Below are 21,698 nucleotides of genomic sequence, written 5' to 3' on the forward strand. Positions count from 1 at the left end.
CCCCTTTACAGAAGACTACTAAATGTTTCCAATATGGTTACAGAATGTTAACCTGAGAGGCAGAAATGTTTCTTATGAGGCTATACTTGGTTAATAAGCTGGCTTAAATCGCTATCGCAAAAGCAATAAACGGTTTAAAGTTCATGAAAGAAGACTTTGTATCTTTTACAATATCCAAAAAATAGATCTTATACTTAAATACCCTACTCGCTAATTCTTCATTAACAAACCAAATGTTTCATTAGAAAATACTTAAGCAAATAGGATTTTCAATAAATAAAATACAACGCTTAATTCCATGATTTTACCGAGGCAAATTTCTAGAAATAGTACAATTAACAGAAAATTATTGTACGCTATGTAAATCTTAACAAAATATTTTACAAGCCTATAATTTGCCATTCGTGCGAGCCTTACAAATTTATGCTTCGGCTGGCATTTACAATTATGAGGAATAAAACTCCATTATTGCAGATGCGACCAGGCTTATTTGAAAAAGGGTGAATCGGGAAGAAATTATAAAATAGAGCTGCCCCCTTACCTATCACAATTAAATGAACGCAAGTCGGATGATTAATTTCCCGGTTTAAAAATTACTGGATACTTTATAACCTGAATATTTAATTCAAACAAGTTTTTTGATAGAGTAAACGTAATTAATTAGTATATTTAATTATGCCAACAGCGGTGAACCGTACCTTAGATGCCTACTTTAATAAGTATGCCGAAAGCCACGAGAACAAGGTAAATAAGCTTATTCACTGGATATGCGTGCCCTTGATCGTCTTCAGTTTGCTAGGCTTGGTATGGTCTATTCCTTTCCCTCAACTTAGCTTTTTAGGCGCCGCTCAACGGTATCTAAACTGGGCTACTTTTTTAATTGCTTTTTCTATTATCTATTACTTCCGCTTATCCGTTCCGCTGACCTTAGTCATGTTGGTGATACTAGCTTTGTTTTCGGCTGTTATTATTACCCTGGAAAAACTCCATCGGTTAAACGGCTGGCCACCTCTTTGGCAATTCTGCTTGTATGTCTTTTTTTTGTCTTGGATCGGTCAGTTTATCGGGCATAAAATAGAAGGCAAGAAACCTTCTTTTCTCGACGACTTAAAATTCCTGCTCATTGGCCCTATCTGGCTGCTGCATTTTATTTTTAAAAAAATTGGCGTAAGGTACTAACCAATTCCTGCATCTCTCATAACTTAATTTACCTCCTTCACTCCTAGCCCGGATTGGTTGCTACTTAAGTCGCGGTGCAACTGATTTTCGCCTTTTTTATCTTATAAACTCCTACCAGAAAAGTTTTAGCCGGGGATTTTTCTAATTAAGATCTTGATAGCAAAAAGAAGATAATTTATGGCTTATTCTTAAGCTGAAATGAACTTCCCGTTAGCCTAAAAATGCAAGCCATTCACCTTTCTATTTGCTACCACTCACACCTAAAACCAGCTCAAACAGCTTTAAATGCGCATTTAGCCTGAATTTGTTCTTTAATATTGCGGAAAAAATCTGTAAAAAAAATGCAAACATTAAGTCAGCGAATATTGGTATTAGGCTTGAGTTATCTGGTTAGTACTTCTGTTTTCGCGCAAAAAATTCTTCTGGAAAAGGTTAGCTATTCAGCTAAATTAACGTTTCAAGCGTACGGATTTCCTTTCAAAAATCTGGGCAGCAGTTTTAAAAATATCGGCGGCGCCATCGGGATAGATTATGCTTACAATAAGGCCCGAAATTTACAACAATCCTTTACCTTAGGATACCAAAGCCATAGGCAACACGAAGCGGGTTATTATATAAACACGCAATTTTTTTACCGGCCGCATTTATTTAATATTCTGGAACCGGCTGTAGGCCTGGGTATTGGCCGGTTAATTACGGTAGCTAATTCCAGGAATGCCTTTTACGAAATAGAGAATAATACCTGGAAGAAAAGTAAGCAACAAACTCAAGGACATTGGCAAACTCCTATAAGCCTTAACTTAGGTTTCCGGACACACTTGGCTAATGGCACAATGGTTACGCCATTTGTAGGCTACGATGCTACTCCCATTATTAAATACAACCATTCGTTCGTGGCACTTCCTTACTCCCAGATTAGTGTGGGTACTCGCATCAATTTTTTAAAATAATTCCGAAAAGTTTATTCCTCATGAAATCCGTTAAAATATTACTATTAGCATTTACTATTTTCAGTTTTAGCAGTTGCGAGAAAGAAGCTTTTGAACAGGCAATTTCAAAGGCAGTTTATTCTCAGCCTTTTAAGACGGATCATTCTAAAGCAGCAGCTATTCAAGCTATTATTGATGAATATACCCGCAAAGGATTACCTGGTATTGTTGTGGCTATTAAAGATGCCGAAGGGGTTTGGGAAGGTACTAGTGGCTATGCCCAAATAGAATCTAATACCAAACTCACTCCCGGCTTTGTGCATGCCGGAGCCAGCTTAACCAAAATGTATGCGGCAACTGCCGTAATGCAATTATACGAACAGCATTTAATTGACCTAGATAAATCTATTACCCAGTACTTGCCAGCCACTATTACTTCTAAAATAACTCAATCAGAGGCTATTACGGTTCGTATGCTGCTGAATCATACTTCGGGCATTCCGGATTATTTAGAAAACAACGATAATTTTAAATTAAAATGGTTTAATAATCTCGCCAAAGGCTGGACTACCGAAGAAGCACTAGCCGAAGCTTACCATAAACCTTTCTTATTTGTGCCGGGCACTCAGTTTAGTTATGCCAATATAAATTATGTGCTTTTATCGCTTCTGATAGAACACGTAACTGGCCAACGAGAAGGGGATTACCTGAAAGAACACATTTTAAACAAATTAAACCTGCAGCATACCTTTTACAAAGTGCAACCCGATTATTTAAGTAAGCTAGCCATGCCTAATTATTACTTAGACCGGTACGGCGATGGCCGCTTACAAAATGCCACCTCTATTGCAAAGGCAGAAATCAGGAGCGAACTGGGCGACGGTGGTTTAGTAGCTACAGGTATCGACTTTGTTACTTTTATGGATGCCCTGGCAAATGGCCGGATTGTATCGCAACAGTCTCTTGCTGCCATGAAAACCTTTAACCAAGGGGAATATGGTTTAGGTTTGCAAAATGGTTTTAACTACAAAAACAAATTTCAATACGGCCATATTGGGTCAGTATTGGGCGGAGCGGCCATGATGCTCTACTTCGAAGAGCAAAAAACAGCCTTGTACGTTGGTAGTAACGTGGATGTAAGTTTTGAAGTCGGCAAATCGCTGTTTTTGTACCATGAAATGAAAAACAAAGTCAGCGAATACATTGCCTCTATGGAGTAAATCTGAACGTTAATTCAGGCGGAAAGAAGGGCAGTAATTGTTGTAAATGAAGCAAGATTAAACGGTTACTTCCCGCATCCAAGCCTGAAACTCCGGCGAACGCCGCCGGCTAACGTATACTTCTTCTTTAAAAGTAGGTTCCAAGTGCAGTAACAAACGGCCGGTTCCGTCCGAGGAGAATTTTTTTACCGCGTTCATGTGGGTTAACATCTGGCGATTTAGCCGGAAAAAAGATTTCTCGGGTAAAGAATTTTCAAAATACTCCAAGGTTTCGTCCATGGCGTAATCTTTACCGGCAAAGGTGCGCAAAAAGGTAAGATCTTTTGCTTTGTAAAAGTAAGCCACCTCTTGTAGCGGCACCGGAACTAATGCCTTGCCCTGATAAGCCATTATATTACGAACTGCTGGTTCTGGTTTTTCTTCGGAAGTTTCTATTATCCGCTGCAAAGCCTGCAATTTTGCTTCATACACTTGCCTTATATACAAAAGCGCGTACAAAAGATGAATCGACAAAAAAATTAAAAATGAAACCGGCACGTCGGTTACAAAAAGAATGGTAATATCAAACTCCGGGGTGCGCTGGGGCTTAATAATAAATTCGTTATACACAAACGAAACCATAGTCACCAACAGCAAAGAAACACCTATCCCCAGAAAAAATTGCAAAACAAAGCGCTCGGTAGGCTTGGTTAACCAGGAATACTGTTTATCTAATTGTACAAAAACCCAACGATTATACTGCCATAGTAAACCCAAAACCAAAATACTCACGCCTAAATCTATGTAATATGTAGGGGAGCGAAGTAAGGTAATGAGAGGAGAAGGCTCGCCGATATGCCGGAATATCAATCCCAGAAAGGGAATGGCAATTAACCGGATTTTTTTATCGGGATAAATTACTTGCATAAATTAAAAAGCAGTAGAGTAAAATAACAGCTTCCCAAAAATAAAACTTTTTGTTTATAATTATCTGGAACTGCTAATATTAAGCGGAAAACCACCAACGAAGCTAATAGAAGTTACAAATTGTGCTCCGGTTAGCCCGGGAATACTTTGGTTCTTTCGCGCGTAAATAATGGGCAAAGAGGCTTCGGCCCGGATATTTTTTAACCTTAGAGCTAACAAGAGTTCTCCTCCCATATGAACCGTACTTTTGCTTAACAAAAATTGCTTTCTTAATTGCTCTACTTCGGTAGTATGTCGCCCAATATCGCCCTGAATACTTCTTAAAATTAAATTGGTGCCAAATCGAATAGAATAACCTTTCTGTCGTCTTAGTTCCTGGGGTACAAATTCATGAAATAAACCAGTTCTTAAATAAAGTACGGATACATTGGTTGATTTACTGGTTCTTTCTATACCAGTAGAATCTTTGGTGTAGGCGGCCCAGATTTGATTAGAAGCCGAGGCACTCACTTCAATACCATCAATGTGAAATTTAATTTTCTCGCGGGTAGATAGGCTATCCCATTTAGCGGTGGAGATGGTACCCCGATCAAAATACCACAACGAGTTAATAGTAGTAGCTTGTCCGGAACCAGCCGGCACTAATACATATCGGCCGAATAACCGGTTATCCGTTATAATATTGTTTTGCATCAGCGCCGAAATAGTATCTACCGTAGAAGCTACGTTTACTTTGGCATCTAATTGTAGTTCCAGCCCCGTTTTCCATATCCGCCAGAACAAAACTCCTAAGCCGGTATTTGCCGCTATTCCTTTGCTGTTTTTATCGTTGTTATAGGCTAATTGAATATCACCGGTTCCAACAAAATAAATTTCAGTAATACCATCCTTTCGGTTAGTAGTATCCTTTTCCATATTTAATCGGTAGTTCTCAAAAGCAAACTGAGCCTTAGTTCTAGTGGTGAAGAAAGCCAGAAAAGAAAGCAGGAAAGTTAATTTGTAAATAGTATTCATACAGGCTGATTTTAAGATTTACAACGAAAGGTATTATTTATCCATGGATAGCATCCTGGGTAACGCAGGATACTCTTCCATACATTACTGCAGCAGATTTTGTCCGCAACAATCCTGTTCCTCTCTGCTGGTAAGCCAATAACTACAAACCAAATATTTACAACTAATAAACCTAAGTAATCTAAAATTTTATTACCCTAAGCAGCCCTACTTTTCAAAGAACAACTTTATAAATATTGTTCTACAAAAGCAACTTAAAATACTATAGTTTCTTTTTTATGAAACAAGAAAAGCCAATAGATAAAATCTTAGAATCTGGATTTTTAAAATAAAAAAGCCACTCGTTGGAGTGGCTTTAAATAACTTATAATTTTATAAGGAGTAGTTTACCTAACAAACTTAACTACCAACTGCTTATCAACTTTCAGCAGAACTATTGTTGAGTTTAAGTATCATGCTTTTAGGTTTGCCTGCCATTTAAATAAAATTAGGTAAGTCAAGGCGTTTGGTAATGCGGTAAGCAGCATTCATTAAACCTACGTGGCTGTAAGCTTGCGGGAAATTACCCCATTGGCTGCCAGTGGTAGCATCTACGTCTTCGCTGAGTAAACCTAAATGATTCGTATAAGCCAGCAATCTTTCAAATTCGCGGGCTGCATCCTGCAGACGGCCTACACAAGCCAGCGACTCTACGTACCAAAAAGAACAAATCAGGAAAGTAGTTTCCGGAATACCAAAATCATCCTGGTGGCGGTAGCGGTAAAACAAGCCATTTGGCGTTTTCAATTCCTGCTCCAGGTTGCGCAAATGCGAATGAGCTCTTTCAGAATTTGGATCGAGGTAGCCCATCATTATTAATTGCATGGTACTGGCATCCAAATGCGGCGAACCAATGGCATTGGTGTACACTCCCCGTACCGGATCGTAACAAGCTTCAATTTTACTGGCGGCTTCGTTCATCAGGCGCTCGGCCATTTGCGCCATTTCCTGGTTTTGCAGGTAATTGGCTATTTTTAAGGCCGCTTTGCTACCCGCCCAGTGAAACAAGTAGGTGTAACAATGGTACTGCGCAAAATTACGGAACTCCCACAACCCGGCATCGGGCATATCCATGGTGCGCTGAATGTGGTATAAAGTTTTGTAAATAAGTTTTTCCGATTCTACCCGTTCTTCCCCGATAAATCGGCGGTCGACGTACAAAGGCAGCAAAGCTACCAGAACCTGGCCGTACACATCGTTCTGAATGTGGGTATAGGCATCATTCCCAATACGAACCGGTTTGTTGCCCAAATAGCCATCTAAGTGGTGCAGCTCCTTCTCTATTAGGTCAGTGCCGGTACTTATAGAATAAAGCGGTTGAAATTTATCTTTTGCTTTGGCCGAGACGTTGGCAATGTAATGGAAATACCGTTCCAGTTCCTCAAAGTGACCAATGTTATTAAAAGCCGTAAGAATATAATACGTATCCCGCATCCAGCAAAAACGATAATCCCAGTTGCGGGTACTGTGAGGAGCTTCCGGCAAACTGGTAGTAGTGGCCGCAATAATAGCTCCGGTATCTTCGTATTGGTGCAGTTTTAAAGCTAAGGCCGAACGAATAACTTGAGTTTGATAAAAATTACTGATACTAGTATTCTTTACCCAATTGCGCCAGTATTTAATGGTATTAGTCAGGAAAACTTCGGCGGTACTTTCCAAAGGAGCTTCCAACGGGGCGCCATAAGTTATTACCAAATATTTGGTTTCGTTTAAGACAAAGTATTCCTTATCCAGAATGTAGCTCAAAGAAATATTGGTGGTTAAACGCATTTCCTCTTCTAATCCCAAAAAAGCAATGTGGTTACTGCTGCGGCGCTGATCTAATTTTTGCGCTCCGTATTGTCCAACCGGTTCGCAGCATACTTTCACCCGGGGCGAACCAGTTAAAGGTTCTAATTTACGAATGAACATGAGCGGCTTGTAATAACGATCGTACTGCGAAAAGCGCGGCGCAAAGTCGGTTACCCGGTAACGGCCATCTTCATTTTCTATTTCGGTGCACAGCACGTTCGTATTTTCAATATAATACTGATAACTGTTGTAAGAAGAGGTGCTGGGCTGGATGCTAAAATCACCACCTTTCTTTTCATCGAGCAAATTGCCAAATACAAAGCTCGAATCAAAACGAGGCCAACACAGCCAGGCTACACTGGCATCTTTCCGGATGAGGGCCAGGTAAGCACAGTTACCAATAAGGCCCATGTCATAAGTATGTTTCTGCTGCATCAGGATAGTTTATATAGTTTTTTAAATACCAATAGGTCAGAAATGGGCGCACCACCCAATTTGCTTATAATTTTGACTGATACGCAGGTTAGCCAACAGTCGTTCAGAAATGATGAAAATGAAAGAAATAGAACACCCCGTTTTTACGTACTTACTTCTATAAAACTAAATAGCAATTAAGAGTAAACATTTAATTATGAAGCCTTTTAGAATTTAAACTCGTGTTCTATATCTTTTCAGTGGAATTTAAAAGATTTAAATATCCATCCGGAAGAAGTATCCACTTTTGGGATAGCTTGTTCTTCCGGACAGATATTTTAACGATAAAATTTAATTTAAATAAACGTAGAGCTGTTTAAGTTTTCTCACGAATAAGTTTGGGGATTAGACGGATCTTCGGTTAGTTCCGGACAGAATGTCTCTTTGGAACTACCCAGCGATTGCAACAAATTCCGGACGTCTTTTACGGAACCTAAATGAAACTGCGCTACTGACCTTTGCGATCCAACCTTTATGGTAAAAGTACCCCGGGGCATCAACCGGAACATATCTTCGTCGGTCCGGTCGTCGCCGATGGCCATAATAAAATCCGAAGGATACATTTCGAGCCAGCGAGTGGCGGCCAAACCTTTATTTACTTCTAAATTTTTAATTTCTACAATTTTGTTTCCTTCCATTACCTGGAGGTTAATATTAGAAGCAATGTAACCCAAGTGATGTATTAAATCGCGGGACCGCAACTTACCTAAGCCACTAGGCACGCGCCGGTAATGCCATACCAAAGAATAATCTTTTTCTTCGATAAAAGAACCGGCCGTCCGGTTCACGTAAGCCTCCATGATGGGCCGCACCTCCCGTTTCCAATCGTTTTTTAAGGTAAGAATGGTTTCCCAGTTTACTTCCCGGCGTTTCAGCCACACGCCGTGTTCGGCAATTAAATCTACGGGTAAGTGTCCGAGCCAATTTTCTAAGGTTTGCCGGTCGCGGCCACTGATAATAACCACCCGGTTGCAATTATCGGCGGTAAGCTGCTCTAAAATAGTAAGCAATTCCTGGTCAGGGCCGGCTTTACGCGGATCTTTCGTAAACGGCGCCAGGGTACCATCGTAATCGAGAAAAATCAGGCGCGGAGTTTTTTTCCGGTATTGCTGCTTTAAGTTATCAAGAGCTTCTCCCGTTAAAGGATCGGTAGTGTAAGATTGTTGTTTGATTTTTACGTAACTCAAGCGGTCCATAAATACTTTTACCCATTGGTGAATATCATACGTTTTAATTAAGGCTTGCATCGCACTCATTTGCGTGATCTGCTCTTCTTCCGGCAAGATCAGTGCTTCGTGTATGGCCTCGGCCATCTGGCCTATGTTATTAGGATTTATCTGGATAGCATCGGCTAACTCTTGCGCGGCGCCAGCCATTTCGCTCAAAATTAAAACGCCTTTCTGGTCGTACTTAGAAGCAATGTATTCTTTACTCACCAGGTTCATGCCATCGCGCATTGGGGTAACCAAACCCACATCGGCTAAGCGGTAAAAGGCCGATATTTCGGGCAAAGGAAAAGACCGGTAAAAATACTGAATCGGATTCCAGCTAATGGTACGATGCGAACTGTTTATCCGCCCTACTAATTCATCTATTTCTTCTTTCAGGCGTTTGTATTTCTCAACGGTATCCCGCGAAGGCACCACAATCATAACGAGCGATACTTTTTCCTTAAACTCGGGATAACGTTTTAAGAACATCTCAAAGGCATACAAACGATTCGGAATACCTTTAGAATAATCCAGCCGGTCGATGGATATAATAATGCGGGGCGTGCCTATCGCCGTCCGATATTTTTCCGCTATCCGAATGGTTTCCTCCTCAGATGCCAACGTAGCGTATTTTTCGTAATCAATCCCCATCGGGAAAGCATCTATCAACACGGCTCGCTGGCCGGTATCAATTAACCCATGTAAGTTAGCGAAGCCTAATAAACGATTGGTCGAACTCAAAAAATGGCGCATGTCGTCGTAGGTATGAAAACCAATTAGGTCGGCTCCCAGCATACCTTCTATAATCTCCCGTCGCCAGGGCAGTAACCGAAATATTTCGAAGGAGGGAAACGGAATATGTTGAAAAAACCCGATACTCACGCCGGGGAGCTTTTCCCGGATAAGTTGAGGCACTAAAAGTAACTGGTAATCATGCACCCAAATGGTATCTTCGGGTTGAGCGAACTTTAGAACTTCATCGCAGAATTTCTGATTTACCGCCACGTAGGCTTCCCAGAGCTGCTGCTCGTAAATGGCATACTGGCTGAAATAATGAAAAGTAGGCCATAGGGTTTCGTTACTAAAGCCTTCGTAGTATTCCTTCACTTCGGTTTCGGTCAGAAATACCGGTTGCATGTTTTCCTTTAACAAAGCTCCTCTAACATATTCCTGGTCTTGTTCTTCTTCTAAAACTAAGCCCGGCCAGCCCACCCATAAATTATCCCCTTGTTTATACACCGAGCCTAAGCCCGTGGCTAAGCCGCCTTCACTTGGCTCCAAAGTAATACCTTCTTCTTTTTTCTGTGCTTTTAACGGAAGCCGGTTAGATACAATAATAATTCGTGACATAAGTTTGTTTCGCCTTTTTATCTGATTAACCATCTTATAAAATAAAGCATAACATCTTCTTTATTTCATAAGCATCTACATAGGAATAGCCAAAGCTTTATCCTATATGAATAGTAGACCTTATACGCAGCAAACAAATATTGGCCTTAATTTAACGTAAACTTCATTTTCAATTTTGCGCTTCTATAACTACGAGTTGTTTACAAATAGAGCAACGGCTCATTTCCTTTTGGCGATAAGCAGTTGGCTTAAAAAAGAAGCAGACCGATTAAACCCGAAAGCATGTACTCTGACATACAACTCCGAAGATGTGATTCTCTTCATCCCTAGAAAGAATTTTTACTACCAGTTTCGGAAGGTAGAAACTTAGAAAAGCAACATCCGGGAACAGCTACTTACTCTAGTAACTATAAGTTGCACTTAAAATCGTTAGGCAGCTATTTTCAATTTCTGTGACACGTAGAGCCGTTCCGGTAAGTCCGGCGTAATTACCAGTAAAAACAAACTGGCTACTCGCGTTTCCAGCGGAAAAATTGCGCATAATTTGCGCATTCTCCCATCATTGTTACTCTGTAATGGTAGCCAGCAGCAGGATATCCGTAGCATCTGAGCGTTTAGAAATAGTGGCCGCGGGCAGTTCTTTTCGTAGCCAAATAGTAAATGTAGCCTGATCGGTAACTTGCACCCGGTAACGTTGCCCGGTATTTGGAGGAACTGCCTGCCGCAGAACCGGGGCCAGTTTTGGCGGATTACTTTTTACCGCCGGAGGAAAAACTTGTTGGGCCAGGCCGCTACCCGGTCAAATAAGTAAAAATAAAAGTAGCCAGCTATTCTGCTTGCGGCAATCCTTACTCCCACAAACTGTATTCCTAAATCTAAACCCCCAATTTTAATTTCTGAAGTACCTTATTCAAATATAAAGTAGGGGTGCGTAACAACCTCTTATAACCGCATACCTTTTGCGTAAGATACGGCTCCTTATAGAAAAAGTCGTGTGTTAAAGAAAATGCCTGATATTTTAGCTAATTTTTGCGGATTGAGTATTCACGCGGGTAGATTTTACCAGTGTCTTTCTGTTCTTTTTTTATAATGGTTGGCAAACGGGACAGAAATACGTGGTTCGGCCACCCACTTTTATAATTTCCAAGGGAGTACCGTGCCGGGGACAGATTTGCCGTTCGGAAGCAGTAGTTAGAACCGTATCGTCCCACCCGCGGGCATGAATCAGAAATAGTTTCGGGAAAGTCTGGTAAACTGCTTCGTGTTCGATGGCCGTTTGTAAAACTAATTGGATAGCCTGGTGTAGTTGTTTAAATTCCCGCGAACTTAGTGTATTTGCCGGTTTGGCCGGGTGTATCTTTGCTTGAAATAATACTTCATCGGCAATCCAGTTACCAATCCCCGCCAGTATTTTCTGATCCAGCAACAAAGGTTTTATGGGCGCTTTGCGTTTCTCTAAACTAGTTTGCAATTGTGGTAACGTAATATCCAGAGCATCGGGGCCTAAACCTTTCCTTTGTTGGTATTCTTCCACTGAAGTTGCCAAACCAATTCGTCCGAATTTACGCGAATCGATAAAAGCCAGCCGGAACCCGTTACTGAAATAAAAAACAACCCGGGCAAACCGGGGGGTGTCTTCTTCGTTGCGGTAATAAGCCAAATCGCCAGTCATTCCAAAATGCAGCACCAAAATTTTACCCGAATTTAAAGTAATTAAAAAATGCTTCCCGATGCGGTGCGTACCGATAAACTGAGTTCCTTTTAAGGCTTGAAGTATGGTATCGTAATCCGTAGTTAGTTGGCGACGCGGATCTTCGGCTTTTAGATCTACTACCGTTTGGCCAAGCGCTGTTTCTTCAAAATAACGACGATAAGTTTCTACTTCGGGCAGTTCGGGCATAAAAATTTTTTATTAAATAACCGTGCGGGTTCTAATAAGTTTTCTGGTTTTTCATGAAAATTCCCCTCCTAAGCGTTAGGGTGGTTAATTATGTATCAGAACAGTCCCCCTTTGAAGGAGGTTGGGGATGATTTTATTTTTACTTCTTTCCGTTGAGACTGTGCCAGTCTCAACGGAAAGCAGCGCTGATGCAGCTTCTACGGTCCGTGTTTTGCCTCGTGGCCGGCGGGCCTCGTTTGACTCTCTCGGGCCTTCTAGACTTCCTTTCCTCCTTCGTCGGAATGCCTCGTTCCTCGGCACCGGAATTCTAGAAGGCCCTCTAGAGCCAAACTGGTGTCAGTTATTCTTTGCTCTTGCTTTTACCAAATTTTGCTTCATTTATAACAATTCTATTCATATTTTTTGTAGAGAAGCTTGGTTCATTTAAATAATGAATCAGAAAAGCGAAAGATAAAATTAAGTAAAAAGCTAATCCAGAAACCGGACGGTGATGAAGCTGTTGGTGTTACGGCCTTGATCGTCGAGGCAGGAGATTTTGTAACGGCCGGCTTTTTCGGGAGTAAAAAACAAATTTCGATTAGCAGCGGCGGCCTGGAATAATTTATCATTGATGTACCAGTATACTTGTTTTACCTCGTTGTGGGCATTACAGTGCAGCATGAGTTTTTGCTTTTCGGCGCTTTCCAGTAAATACTCCATATCCGGAGCCGGAGCCGTAATGACCGGGGCAAACTCACTGAAAATGCGCGGACATTGGGGATTATGCGCCGGAATTTTCGCGTACGGAATATGCTCAGCTTCGTAAAAAGTAAGTATTTCGGGCGCATAATTGGGGTACCATTTTCGGAGATAGCCACTCTCGGGCAAGCAAGTAGTACAATACGCAAATTTCTCATCTACGGAAATAGTTACTTCTTTCAAATGTTCGCATTTCTTAACCGGCGAAATGCCGGGTAAGTACGCATCCAATACGCGGTCGGGGCAAAAATCATTAGCGGGTTGGCCACTGACCAGGCAAACGCTGCGCCGGGCTAAGTTAGCGGGAGCCGTAAACCAGTCGTTACTGGAATTATAGTCGATGGTATTAAAAATATCAAATAAAAGCGGGGTCGCTGAGTCCGTGCCATTGAGTTCCGGTACGCCTTCCCCGGAAAAATTTCCTACCCATACACCCACCGTATATTTTTTATTATAGCCAATACTCCAGGCATCTTTGCGGCCGTAGGAAGTACCCGTTTTCCAGGCTATTTTGGGTAAATGGCCGCTATTCTGAAAATTATGTGGTAAATCGGGACGCTGCAATTGGGTTAAAATCTGGTTGACAATGTAACTGGCCGCCGGCGATATTACCTGGCGTTTAAAATTTAATTTTTCGGTTTGCAACCACCGCAAAGGTGTGTACCTACCCTGATTAGCCAATGCCGCATACAAAGCCGTTAATTCTTCGAGCTTTACCCCGCAACCACCCAGTATTAACGACAAACCCAATTGGTTACCGTCTTTTTTAATCTGGGTAAACTCAGCTTGTTTTAGTTTGTCTACAAATGCAGGTACCCCAACCTGGTCGAGAATTTTTACCGCCGGAATATTCAGAGAAGTAGCCAGTGCGTATTCCATGGTGATATTCCCGTTGTAATTACCAAAATAATTTTCGGGTCGGTAGCCGGCGTAATCCACGGGCACATCGCTGATAACCGTGCGCGGAGTAATGAATCCTTTATCGAAAGCAACGGCGTACAAAAACGGCTTTAAAGTACTACCCGGCGATCGGATGGCCCGTACGCCATCTACTTGCCCCCCGTATTCACTGTCGGAAAAATCAGCGGAACCTAAGTACGCTTCCACGGCTTTGGTTTGATTATTAATTACCAGCACCGAAGCATTGCGGATATTTTTAGTACGTAGTTGCGGCAAGTAATTATAGGCGAGTTGGCTTACTTTTTCCTGAATAGTACGATTAAGATTGGTTTTTAGAATAGCTTGATTAGGATACTGCCGTAACAAACGGTAAGCAAATTGGGGCGCTACCTGCGGCGCTTCGGTGCGAACGGCCACTAAGGGTTCGTTTATAGCATCCGTTAGTTCTTTTTCCGGAAACGCTTTTTGCCGGGCAAAATACCGGAGCCACTTGTTCCGGAAAGCAACAATGCGGTTGTTTTGTAACCCAATGCGCAGCGACGAAGGTTTATTCGGGATAACAGTTAAAGTAATTGCTTGCGCCAGATTCAACTCTTGCGGCGATTGCTGAAAATATAAAACGGAAGCGGCTTTTACCCCTTCAATGTTTCCTCCGAAGGGCACCAGATTCAAGTATAAAGTTAGGATTTCGTCTTTGCTGTAAAGCCACTCCAGCTGCAAAGCCCGGAACAATTCTATTACCTTATTTTTGAGCGTTCTTTCTTTAGGATACAGCAAACGCGCCACCTGCATGGTAATGGTAGAAGCACCCGAAGTAGTTTTACCCGAAACAACATTGTTTGCTAGTGCTCGCCCCAGGGCCATCGGGTTTATTCCGGGATGATAGTAGAAATAACGATCTTCTTTCAGCAGGATAGCTTTTTTCAGCAAAGAATTAATTTCGCTGGTTTGCAATTGCATGCGCCATTTATCATCCGGACTCAGAAAAGCATTTATTACGCTGCCATCGCTAGCGGTAATTACCGGCGAATACGCCATTTGAACCCGCAAGGGAAACAGAACATTCAGGAGTAAAAAAATTCCGATTAAACCCGCCAGCGCACCAGCAAACCATTGTAACCAAACCGCAATTTTTCCGGGTTTAAATAGTAAATGAATAATACGAGAATTGATAAATCGGGCTATATTCCGCCACATGTTGCTTCTAACCAGTTTATAAAAAAACGAGGCGTTACTTCAATTATTACGGATAAGTAGGCAAGTAACTTTACGCACTTACCAGTTAGTTTTTAATATACTTAGTATTTACTTAAAAAGTAATCTGGGAAGCTATTACCACCTGCTCGAGTTACCTTAAGTATACTCCCTGAATATTTTGCCTAAGATAAAAATTGTAACAATTAAAAGAAGTTCCGCTGGTGCGAGTGTCCTCACTCGTGTCTACTATCCGGGAGGCCTCTAGCCGGGCGAACGGATAAACTTATAATAAAACCAATTAAATCAAATTCCTAGCGGCCAAAGGCCGGACGATAAACATCACGAGCGAGGACGCTCGCGATAGAATTTTATTACCTTAATTTATCTACTCTGGGCGCTAAGTTAGTTGTTTATATTCCACTCCTATATACACCAGCCTTACTCCATTCATTTTTTATAAAGATAATTTTTTCGTGCTATTTATGCAGAGTTCGGGTAAATACTTATCTTCCTTTTTAACTCTGGTAAAACATGAAAAAATCAGTTGTTTATTTCTTTCTCAGCGCGCTTACTCTGGCGAATTTACCTTTACTAAACGTAAATGCTCAGGAAAATTTTAATTACGACGAAGCAAAAGTAGGCACCTATCTACTACCGTCTCTCCTGCAAACTCCCGACGGGAAAAAAATAACCTCATCTACCCAATGGAACAATCTGCAGCGGCCCGCGCTTTTAAAGTTATTTGCGGATAATGTATACGGCCGATTACCGGGTAAACCCCGAGGCTTGCATTTTAAAGTAAATCTCGAAGATAAAGCCGCCCTGGGTGGCAAAGCTATTCTAAAACAAATTACGATTTACTTTACCCCTGCCGACACCGGAGCGAGCATGGACGTGTTGCTGTATTTACCGAAACAAGTTAAAGGCCCGGTGCCCGTGTTTGCGGGTCTTAATTTTAAAGGTAACCACACGGTGCATACCGATCCGCAGATTAAAATTACGAAACGCTGGGTAGCCGATGATAAAAATGCCGGCATTACAGGTAACCGGGCCAACGAAAATACTCGAGGCTTGCAGGCCAGCCGTTGGGTAGTAGAAGAAATAATAGCGCGTGGTTATGGTTTAGCGACTGCTTATTACGGCGACCTGGAACCCGACCACCCCGAAGGTTGGCAAACCGGCATTCGGAGCCAGCTAAGTAAATCCTTACAAATTCAGCCCAACGAGTGGGGAGCGATTGGCGCCTGGGCCTGGGGCATGAGCCGCATGATGGATTATTTCGAAACCGACCCAGCTATAAACGCTAAAAAAGTAGCTTTACAGGGGCATTCCCGCATTGGCAAGGCCGCTCTTTGGGCCGGAGCCAACGACACGCGTTTTGCCATGGTAATTTCTAACGAATCCGGTGAAGGTGGGGCCGCTTTGGCGCGCCGTTGGTACGGCGAAACGGTTGCCCGGTTAAATTCCGCTTTTCCGCATTGGTTCAGTCCTAATTACAAGAAATTCAACGACAAACCAAATGAGCTTCCGGTAGACCAACATCAGTTATTAGCTCTAATCGCACCCCGCCCTTTGTATGTTGCCAGCGCTCAGGAAGACCAATGGTCGGACCCGAAAGGTGAGTTTTTGAGCGCCCAAGCAGCCTTACCAGCTTATCAGTTATTTGCTAAGAAGGTAATCCATCAAAATGAAATGCCCGGCTTAAATCAGCCCGTCGGGGAAACTGTTCGTTATCACAACCGCAGCGGCAAACACGATGTTACCCTTTATGATTGGCAGCAATACCTAGACTTCGCCGATAAGCATTTTGGTAATAAGCAGTAATTAGAACAGATAAATTTTATTTTTTAAATATGGAAAGCTCCCCGACTTGGATAAGGAGGGGTTGGGGGTGGTAAATTCCAGAACATATTTCCTCCCAATGGCTCTCTGCCCCTGCTAGCAGTTTCTAGTAGTAGATGCCTTTTCTAGTTTCATCCAGAAAGGCACGGAAGTAGCTTCCGCGCCATTAGAATATTTAGTGTAAGACAATGCAGTTAGATTACCTATTTTAAAACTATTAAACCTATATCTATAAAAACTCCCATTCCTTAAAAGTGGCGGCTTGTCCTTGGTAAGTACCGGTACCATCGTACATATTCCAGAGAATAGCCTTTTTGATGATGAACCGTTTGCCGGTACTGGAAATACGCACGCCGTTGTAGTTAGAGATAAAACCTTTTTGTCTGGCTTCCTCCAGCATTGCTTGTCTTTCGGCTACCGCCACGGGTTCAGCCGATAAGCGGGATGGTAGTTGCGTAAAATCGGACCAGGACATTTCCCAAAGGTGCTGGGCCATTTGGTTAGCGTAATTAAATAGGGGGTCAGGTTGTGTGCCGTGCGATAATAGTACAAAAGGAGCAGCATATAAATTTTGCGCCAGTTCTTCAGCAGTAAAACGTCCTTTCAAAAGCGTTTGTCCGGTAACCCGCTTAAAAGAGTGAGCTAATAAGGCGCTGTGCTGAATAAGAATATCGCTCCGTGAAGTCATTTTAGCTAGTTATGCTTTTGGCTATTTGCGCCAGAAAATTAAGTAATTCGACGGATGATTGAAAAATAGTGCGGCAATATTGCGTGGAAACGCTTAACATTGCCGTCAGTTAATTTAGTGCGAATATGTTATGGCGCTCTCTTACCGCAGAATAATTGTAAAAATAGGTTCGAACGTACTCACCCAGGAAAACGGCATGCCCGACACCGCCCGCATGCAACACCTGGTAGAGCAAATAACGCAATTAAAAAAACAAGGCAAAGAGGTAATTGTCGTATCGTCCGGGGCAGTAGCTTCGGGGCGGAGTTTAATTAAAGTTTCGGAGAAAGCCGATGCTGTGACCAGCCGGCAGTTGCTGGCCGCGGTGGGCCAAGTAAAACTCATTAATACGTACTCCGAGCTTTTCAGCCAACACGAACTGGTTTGCGCGCAGGTGCTCGTTACCAAAGAAGATTTCCGCGATCGCCAGCATTACCTCAACATGAAAAACTGTTTTCAGGTATTGCTGCAAAATAATGTTATTCCGATTGTAAACGAGAATGATGTAATATCGGTAACCGAACTCATGTTTACGGATAATGACGAACTGGCCGGTTTAATTGCCTCTATGCTTAACGCCGATGCGTTAATTATTCTGAGCAACGTCAACGGTATTTACAACGGCGATCCCAAAAATCCCGAATCACAAGTAATTACGGAAGTTAAACCGGAGGCAACTGGTTTTGGCGCTTTTGTTACAGCCCAACGGTCGCAGTTTGGCCGGGGCGGCATGCTTACCAAAAGCCACATGGCCCACAAAGTGGCCCAACTGGGTATTGCCGTGCACATTGCAAACGGCAAAACAGAAGATATTTTGCCAAAAGTTTTGCGCGAAGAAGTGGTAAATACCCGCTTTCTGCCGAGTAAAACTACTTCCGGCCGTAAGAAATGGATTGCTCATTCCGAGAATTACGCCAAAGGAGCCGTGCAAATGAATGCCGGTGCTAAAGCTGCCCTTACCTCCGCCAAGGCTACCAGTTTACTCCCCATTGGCATTATTAAAATTTTGGGTGAATTTCAGAAAGGAGATATTATTAAACTGCTCGATGAAAACCAGAAATTGATCGGCCAGGGAATTGCCGAATATGGCTCAGAAAAAGCCCATGAACGACTCGGCCAACAAAACCAAAAACCGCTGGTACACTACGATTACCTATTTTTAAATGCGGAAATTGGGTAAATAACCATAATAAAACCTTTAGGTTATTACTTTTCCTTAATTTCGATTGCAGGATAAAATAACCTAGACCTTTTTAAAACAAGTGAAAAAATAACCGGCAGTAACTAAGAGAAACAGACACCAGTTTGGGCGAGGCGGGCCTTTAGCGAATCCGGTCCCGACAGGTGTTGGGATACCGCAGCGCAGCGAGGAAAGAGCGGCAGCCCGAATGACCAAACGAGGCCCGCCGGCCACGAGGCAATCAGGTTACGGCTCAAACAAGATAGCACCAGAGCCTGGAGACTGGAAAAGGCTCCACAGAAAAGCAGTTGTTAAAAAATATAGTACCATCATAATGTACCTTAAAACAAATTCATCATTTGTTTTATTTCAAATACCATGACCTTACAAGACACCTTTAAAAATACCCAAAAAGCCAGTCAGAACCTGGGGCTATTACCAGCCGAAAAAATTAATACCATTCTGCTAGACTTAGCCGATGCGGCCGTTGCCCAAACGCCTTTCATCCTCACCGAAAACGAGAAAGATTTGGCCCGCATGGATATAAACGATCCCAAGTACGATCGGCTGAAACTAACCGCTGCCCGCCTGGAAGATATTGCCCAAGACCTCCGCAATGTAGCCGGTTTACCCTCTCCGCTTGGTCATATTTTGTTGCAGAAAGACTTACCGAATGGTCTGGAAATATCCAAAATAAGTGTGCCTCTAGGCGTAATTGGCATTATTTACGAAGCCCGGCCTAACGTAACTTTCGATGTGTTTTCGCTGTGCCTGAAAACCGGTAATGCCTGTATTTTAAAAGGGGGCAGCGATGCCGCCGCTTCTAACGCGGCTATTTTATCGGTTATTCACCAGGTATTATCCCAGCACCAGGTAGATACCAATATAGTAGCTTTGCTGCCGACCGACCGCCAGGCTACCGAAGCTTTGCTGCAAGCCCGCGGGTACGTAGATGTACTTATTCCCCGGGGCAGTCAGGCTTTAATTGATTTTGTGCGGCAAAATGCCAAAATACCGGTAATTGAAACCGGGGCAGGTATTGTGCATACTTTCTTTGATGAAACCGGCAACCTCGAAAGAGGCAAAGCCATTATTGCCAATGCCAAAACCCGCCGGGTAAGCGTTTGCAACGCCTTAGATTGCCTGCTGGTTCACCAAAACCGCTTAAACGATTTGCCCGCCTTAACCGCTCCGCTGGCCGAGAAGCAAGTAGAAATTTTTGCCGATGAAGCGGCCTACGCGGTATTAAAAGAAAATTACCCAACGGAATTACTCAAACCGGCCCAGGAAGAACATTTTGGCACCGAGTTTCTGTCGTTAAAACTAGCTTTGAAAACCGTTACTAATTTAGAGGAAGCCTTGGCCCACATTGCCGCTTATTCTTCTAAACACAGCGAAGCCATTATTTCGGAGGATGCCGCGAATGTGGCGCAGTTTTTAAACAGCGTAGATGCTGCCGCGGTATACGCCAATACCTCAACGGCCTTTACCGACGGAGCCCAGTTTGGCTTGGGTGCCGAAATTGGCATTAGTACCCAAAAACTGCACGCCCGCGGCCCTATGGGTTTAGAAGAACTCACCAGCTACAAATGGGTAGTAAAAGGTAATGGCCAAATAAGGGCGTAAGGAAAATAAAGGCCTTTTGGGTAGAGCAGTAGCGCTGGATAAATGGTAAAGTCTATACAAAAATTTATGCAACTGTATGACGTATTTTGTATTGTTGCTGCGTCGACCATACAAAAAAGCGTAGGGCGCATTTTGTATGGTCGTATTCTTAAATTCTATGCAATAAATTGCTTCTAATTCTCCATTTGCATAAAATCGGGTAAATACATGCGGCAATACAACTTTTTGCCAGTATTTAAAACATGCGTATATTTAAGAGTTAGCAGCAACAATATGACGACATTGAAAAAGAAAATATTAGCATTGATATTTGCAGTTTTCAGTCTGACGGCTTGCAACAATTCAAACAGACAGAACAATCTTGTAAATGAAACTTCAACGGTTGACACTTTAGCGAATACTAAAGAAGGTTCAAATGTAAATGCCATCGACACTGTTTCCTACGACTACTCTTACTTCCCTATTGACAGCCTTTTTACGACCAAAGTTTTGACAGTTGGAACGTTTCACGATGACGAAGTTTGGGAAAGTGCAGACAAAGAAAAATGGTTCGGACTTTTTAAAAGAAAAGCAGGTTTTTACCTTCAAGAAACTAAACTGAAAACAAAAAGAGTTTATGACCAAATCGTGGACGAGAATGAAAATGAAAAAACTGGTTGGGGAGTTCAAACAATGAATAAAGACACTTCAATTATTTTAATTGAGGCTTCAAAATTTTTGACACCTCATAGTGTTCAACAAGCTATTTTATCAAAAGAACAAGTATTTCCTGGCGACACTTTACGAATTAACTATTTAGGTATTGACTATAAAATATTTGCGACAGGACGAAAAAAGAAAGTGCAAGACGACCCAGAATGGTTTGATGTTTGGAATTACAAACTTTATTTGACAGCTAAAATCAAAGGACAACAAAAAACAAGCCTTCTTGCTGCCCAACCTAATTTTGACGACCAAATGATAAACATAATTTTTGCAGGCGACATTGACGGGGACGGAATTTTAGATTTCATAATTGATACTTCAAGACATTACAATGCAACAAGTCCGACAATTTATTTGTCAACACCTGCTGACAATGGAGAAGTAGTAAAACCAATTGGAGGACATACAAGTGTTGGATGCTGAAAGAATTGCTGCTGCTAACATGGTATTGCCGAAAGCGGGGCTGAACGGCTTCGATTGAACTTTTTTACTATATTTAAACTGTGGTATTTCTGTTGAGCGTCAGTGCTAAAACTCCCCGCCTTCGGCAATACCCGAAACGTTGTAGGCAATTTTTATGGACGACACACTCAATAATTTTAAAGTTACAGACAGACAAACTTTCATTAAGTTCCTTGACTTATTGCGTCAAGACTATTTGAATAATCCTGACAGTTGGGAAAACAAAACACTGCCTGACTTTTTAGAATCGTTAAGTAATTATGCAGAAGATATTCAGGGCTACTATGACAATATGAAATAAGACGTAA

16 protein-coding genes are annotated in these 21,698 nt (G+C 42.2%); 8 read left to right on the forward strand and 8 right to left on the reverse strand.

The features are described from left to right. Positions 1-675 precede the first annotated feature (675 nt). The 3 genes from AHMF7605_RS15030 to AHMF7605_RS15040 all read left to right on the forward strand — a co-directional run bounded on the left by AHMF7605_RS15030 (position 676) and on the right by AHMF7605_RS15040 (position 3,328). The gene (locus tag AHMF7605_RS15030; protein WP_106930658.1) at positions 676-1,179 is read left to right on the forward strand and encodes an Mpo1 family 2-hydroxy fatty acid dioxygenase; all 504 of its coding nucleotides are present in this window, start codon (positions 676-678) and stop codon (positions 1,177-1,179) included. A 341-nt stretch (positions 1,180-1,520) separates the two neighbouring features. Then, positions 1,521-2,129 (forward strand): hypothetical protein, encoded by a 609-nt coding sequence (locus AHMF7605_RS15035; protein ID WP_146153594.1) that lies wholly within the window; start codon positions 1,521-1,523, stop codon positions 2,127-2,129. Between the two features lie 20 nt (positions 2,130-2,149). Continuing rightward, complete coding sequence (locus AHMF7605_RS15040) at positions 2,150-3,328, forward strand: serine hydrolase domain-containing protein (protein WP_106930660.1); 1,179 nt, start codon at positions 2,150-2,152, stop codon at positions 3,326-3,328. Between the two features lie 57 nt (positions 3,329-3,385). Here the strand turns inward: AHMF7605_RS15040 and AHMF7605_RS15045 are convergent, their stop codons facing one another. From AHMF7605_RS15045 to pbpC, 7 genes are all read right to left on the reverse strand, one after another. Next, on the reverse strand, positions 3,386-4,234 hold the full coding sequence (locus AHMF7605_RS15045; protein WP_106930661.1) for a LytR/AlgR family response regulator transcription factor: 849 nt from the start codon (positions 4,232-4,234) through the stop codon (positions 3,386-3,388). Between the two features lie 60 nt (positions 4,235-4,294). Then, complete coding sequence (locus AHMF7605_RS15050) at positions 4,295-5,248, reverse strand: hypothetical protein (RefSeq protein WP_106930663.1); 954 nt, start codon at positions 5,246-5,248, stop codon at positions 4,295-4,297. Positions 5,249-5,725: 477 nt separating this feature from the next. Then, the gene (locus tag AHMF7605_RS15055; protein WP_106930665.1) at positions 5,726-7,513 is read right to left on the reverse strand and encodes a glycoside hydrolase family 15 protein; all 1,788 of its coding nucleotides are present in this window, start codon (positions 7,511-7,513) and stop codon (positions 5,726-5,728) included. A gap of 365 nt (positions 7,514-7,878) precedes the next feature. Further along, entirely contained in the window at positions 7,879-10,113 is a 2,235-nt protein-coding gene (locus tag AHMF7605_RS15060; protein WP_106930667.1) for a bifunctional alpha,alpha-trehalose-phosphate synthase (UDP-forming)/trehalose-phosphatase, read from the reverse strand. Between the two features lie 429 nt (positions 10,114-10,542). After that, positions 10,543-10,665, reverse strand: coding sequence for a hypothetical protein (locus AHMF7605_RS30805; RefSeq protein WP_262512344.1), 123 nt, complete (start codon positions 10,663-10,665; stop codon positions 10,543-10,545). 532 nt (positions 10,666-11,197) lie between these two features. Beyond that, positions 11,198-12,013 (reverse strand): DNA-formamidopyrimidine glycosylase, encoded by an 816-nt coding sequence (gene mutM / locus AHMF7605_RS15065; protein ID WP_106930669.1) that lies wholly within the window; start codon positions 12,011-12,013, stop codon positions 11,198-11,200. A 468-nt stretch (positions 12,014-12,481) separates the two neighbouring features. Then, on the reverse strand, positions 12,482-14,848 hold the full coding sequence (gene pbpC / locus AHMF7605_RS15070) for a penicillin-binding protein 1C (RefSeq protein ID WP_106930671.1): 2,367 nt from the start codon (positions 14,846-14,848) through the stop codon (positions 12,482-12,484). Positions 14,849-15,379: 531 nt separating this feature from the next. On the opposite strand from pbpC, the gene AHMF7605_RS15075 reads away from it, so the two are divergent. Beyond that, positions 15,380-16,672 carry a glucuronyl esterase domain-containing protein gene (locus AHMF7605_RS15075; protein ID WP_199200242.1) on the forward strand — a complete coding sequence of 431 codons (1,293 nt, stop codon included), beginning with the start codon at positions 15,380-15,382 and terminating at the stop codon, positions 16,670-16,672. 247 nt (positions 16,673-16,919) lie between these two features. Here AHMF7605_RS15075 and AHMF7605_RS15080 read toward each other — a convergent pair whose 3' ends face one another. Then, positions 16,920-17,378 (reverse strand): MEKHLA domain-containing protein, encoded by a 459-nt coding sequence (locus AHMF7605_RS15080; protein ID WP_106930673.1) that lies wholly within the window; start codon positions 17,376-17,378, stop codon positions 16,920-16,922. A 130-nt stretch (positions 17,379-17,508) separates the two neighbouring features. Between AHMF7605_RS15080 and proB the strand changes: the two genes are divergently transcribed. The 4 genes from proB (at position 17,509) to AHMF7605_RS31275 (ending at position 21,691) form a co-directional block, all read left to right on the forward strand. Continuing rightward, the gene (gene proB, locus AHMF7605_RS15085) at positions 17,509-18,597 is read left to right on the forward strand and encodes a glutamate 5-kinase (RefSeq protein ID WP_106930675.1); all 1,089 of its coding nucleotides are present in this window, start codon (positions 17,509-17,511) and stop codon (positions 18,595-18,597) included. Positions 18,598-18,975: 378 nt separating this feature from the next. Further along, positions 18,976-20,223, forward strand: coding sequence for a glutamate-5-semialdehyde dehydrogenase (locus tag AHMF7605_RS15090; protein ID WP_106930677.1), 1,248 nt, complete (start codon positions 18,976-18,978; stop codon positions 20,221-20,223). Between the two features lie 273 nt (positions 20,224-20,496). Beyond that, positions 20,497-21,351, forward strand: coding sequence for a hypothetical protein (locus tag AHMF7605_RS15095; protein WP_106930679.1), 855 nt, complete (start codon positions 20,497-20,499; stop codon positions 21,349-21,351). A 235-nt stretch (positions 21,352-21,586) separates the two neighbouring features. Continuing rightward, positions 21,587-21,691: a DUF7660 family protein gene (locus tag AHMF7605_RS31275; protein WP_449369329.1), complete on the forward strand. Its 105-nt coding sequence runs from the start codon at positions 21,587-21,589 to the stop codon at positions 21,689-21,691. Positions 21,692-21,698: the final 7 nt, after the last annotated feature.

This window comes from Adhaeribacter arboris, assembly GCF_003023845.1.
Taxonomy (GTDB): domain Bacteria; phylum Bacteroidota; class Bacteroidia; order Cytophagales; family Hymenobacteraceae; genus Adhaeribacter; species Adhaeribacter arboris.

Excerpts from the sequence above, each read along its gene's own strand:
- AHMF7605_RS15090 (WP_106930677.1), top strand. The coding sequence starts at position 18,976 with ATGACCTTACAAGACACCTTTAAAAATACCCAAAAAGCCAGTCAGAAC.
- AHMF7605_RS15030 (WP_106930658.1), top strand. The coding sequence starts at position 676 with ATGCCAACAGCGGTGAACCGTACCTTAGATGCCTACTTTAATAAGTAT.
- proB (WP_106930675.1), top strand. The coding sequence starts at position 17,509 with ATGGCGCTCTCTTACCGCAGAATAATTGTAAAAATAGGTTCGAACGTA.
- AHMF7605_RS30805 (WP_262512344.1), bottom strand. The coding sequence starts at position 10,665 with ATGCGCAAATTATGCGCAATTTTTCCGCTGGAAACGCGAGTAGCCAGT.
- AHMF7605_RS15095 (WP_106930679.1), top strand. The coding sequence starts at position 20,497 with ATGACGACATTGAAAAAGAAAATATTAGCATTGATATTTGCAGTTTTC.
- AHMF7605_RS15080 (WP_106930673.1), bottom strand. The coding sequence starts at position 17,378 with ATGACTTCACGGAGCGATATTCTTATTCAGCACAGCGCCTTATTAGCT.
- pbpC (WP_106930671.1), bottom strand. The coding sequence starts at position 14,848 with ATGTGGCGGAATATAGCCCGATTTATCAATTCTCGTATTATTCATTTA.
- AHMF7605_RS15045 (WP_106930661.1), bottom strand. The coding sequence starts at position 4,234 with ATGCAAGTAATTTATCCCGATAAAAAAATCCGGTTAATTGCCATTCCC.
- AHMF7605_RS15075 (WP_199200242.1), top strand. The coding sequence starts at position 15,380 with ATGAAAAAATCAGTTGTTTATTTCTTTCTCAGCGCGCTTACTCTGGCG.
- mutM (WP_106930669.1), bottom strand. The coding sequence starts at position 12,013 with ATGCCCGAACTGCCCGAAGTAGAAACTTATCGTCGTTATTTTGAAGAA.
- AHMF7605_RS15060 (WP_106930667.1), bottom strand. The coding sequence starts at position 10,113 with ATGTCACGAATTATTATTGTATCTAACCGGCTTCCGTTAAAAGCACAG.
- AHMF7605_RS15040 (WP_106930660.1), top strand. The coding sequence starts at position 2,150 with ATGAAATCCGTTAAAATATTACTATTAGCATTTACTATTTTCAGTTTT.
- AHMF7605_RS15050 (WP_106930663.1), bottom strand. The coding sequence starts at position 5,248 with ATGAATACTATTTACAAATTAACTTTCCTGCTTTCTTTTCTGGCTTTC.
- AHMF7605_RS15035 (WP_146153594.1), top strand. The coding sequence starts at position 1,521 with ATGCAAACATTAAGTCAGCGAATATTGGTATTAGGCTTGAGTTATCTG.
- AHMF7605_RS15055 (WP_106930665.1), bottom strand. The coding sequence starts at position 7,513 with ATGCAGCAGAAACATACTTATGACATGGGCCTTATTGGTAACTGTGCT.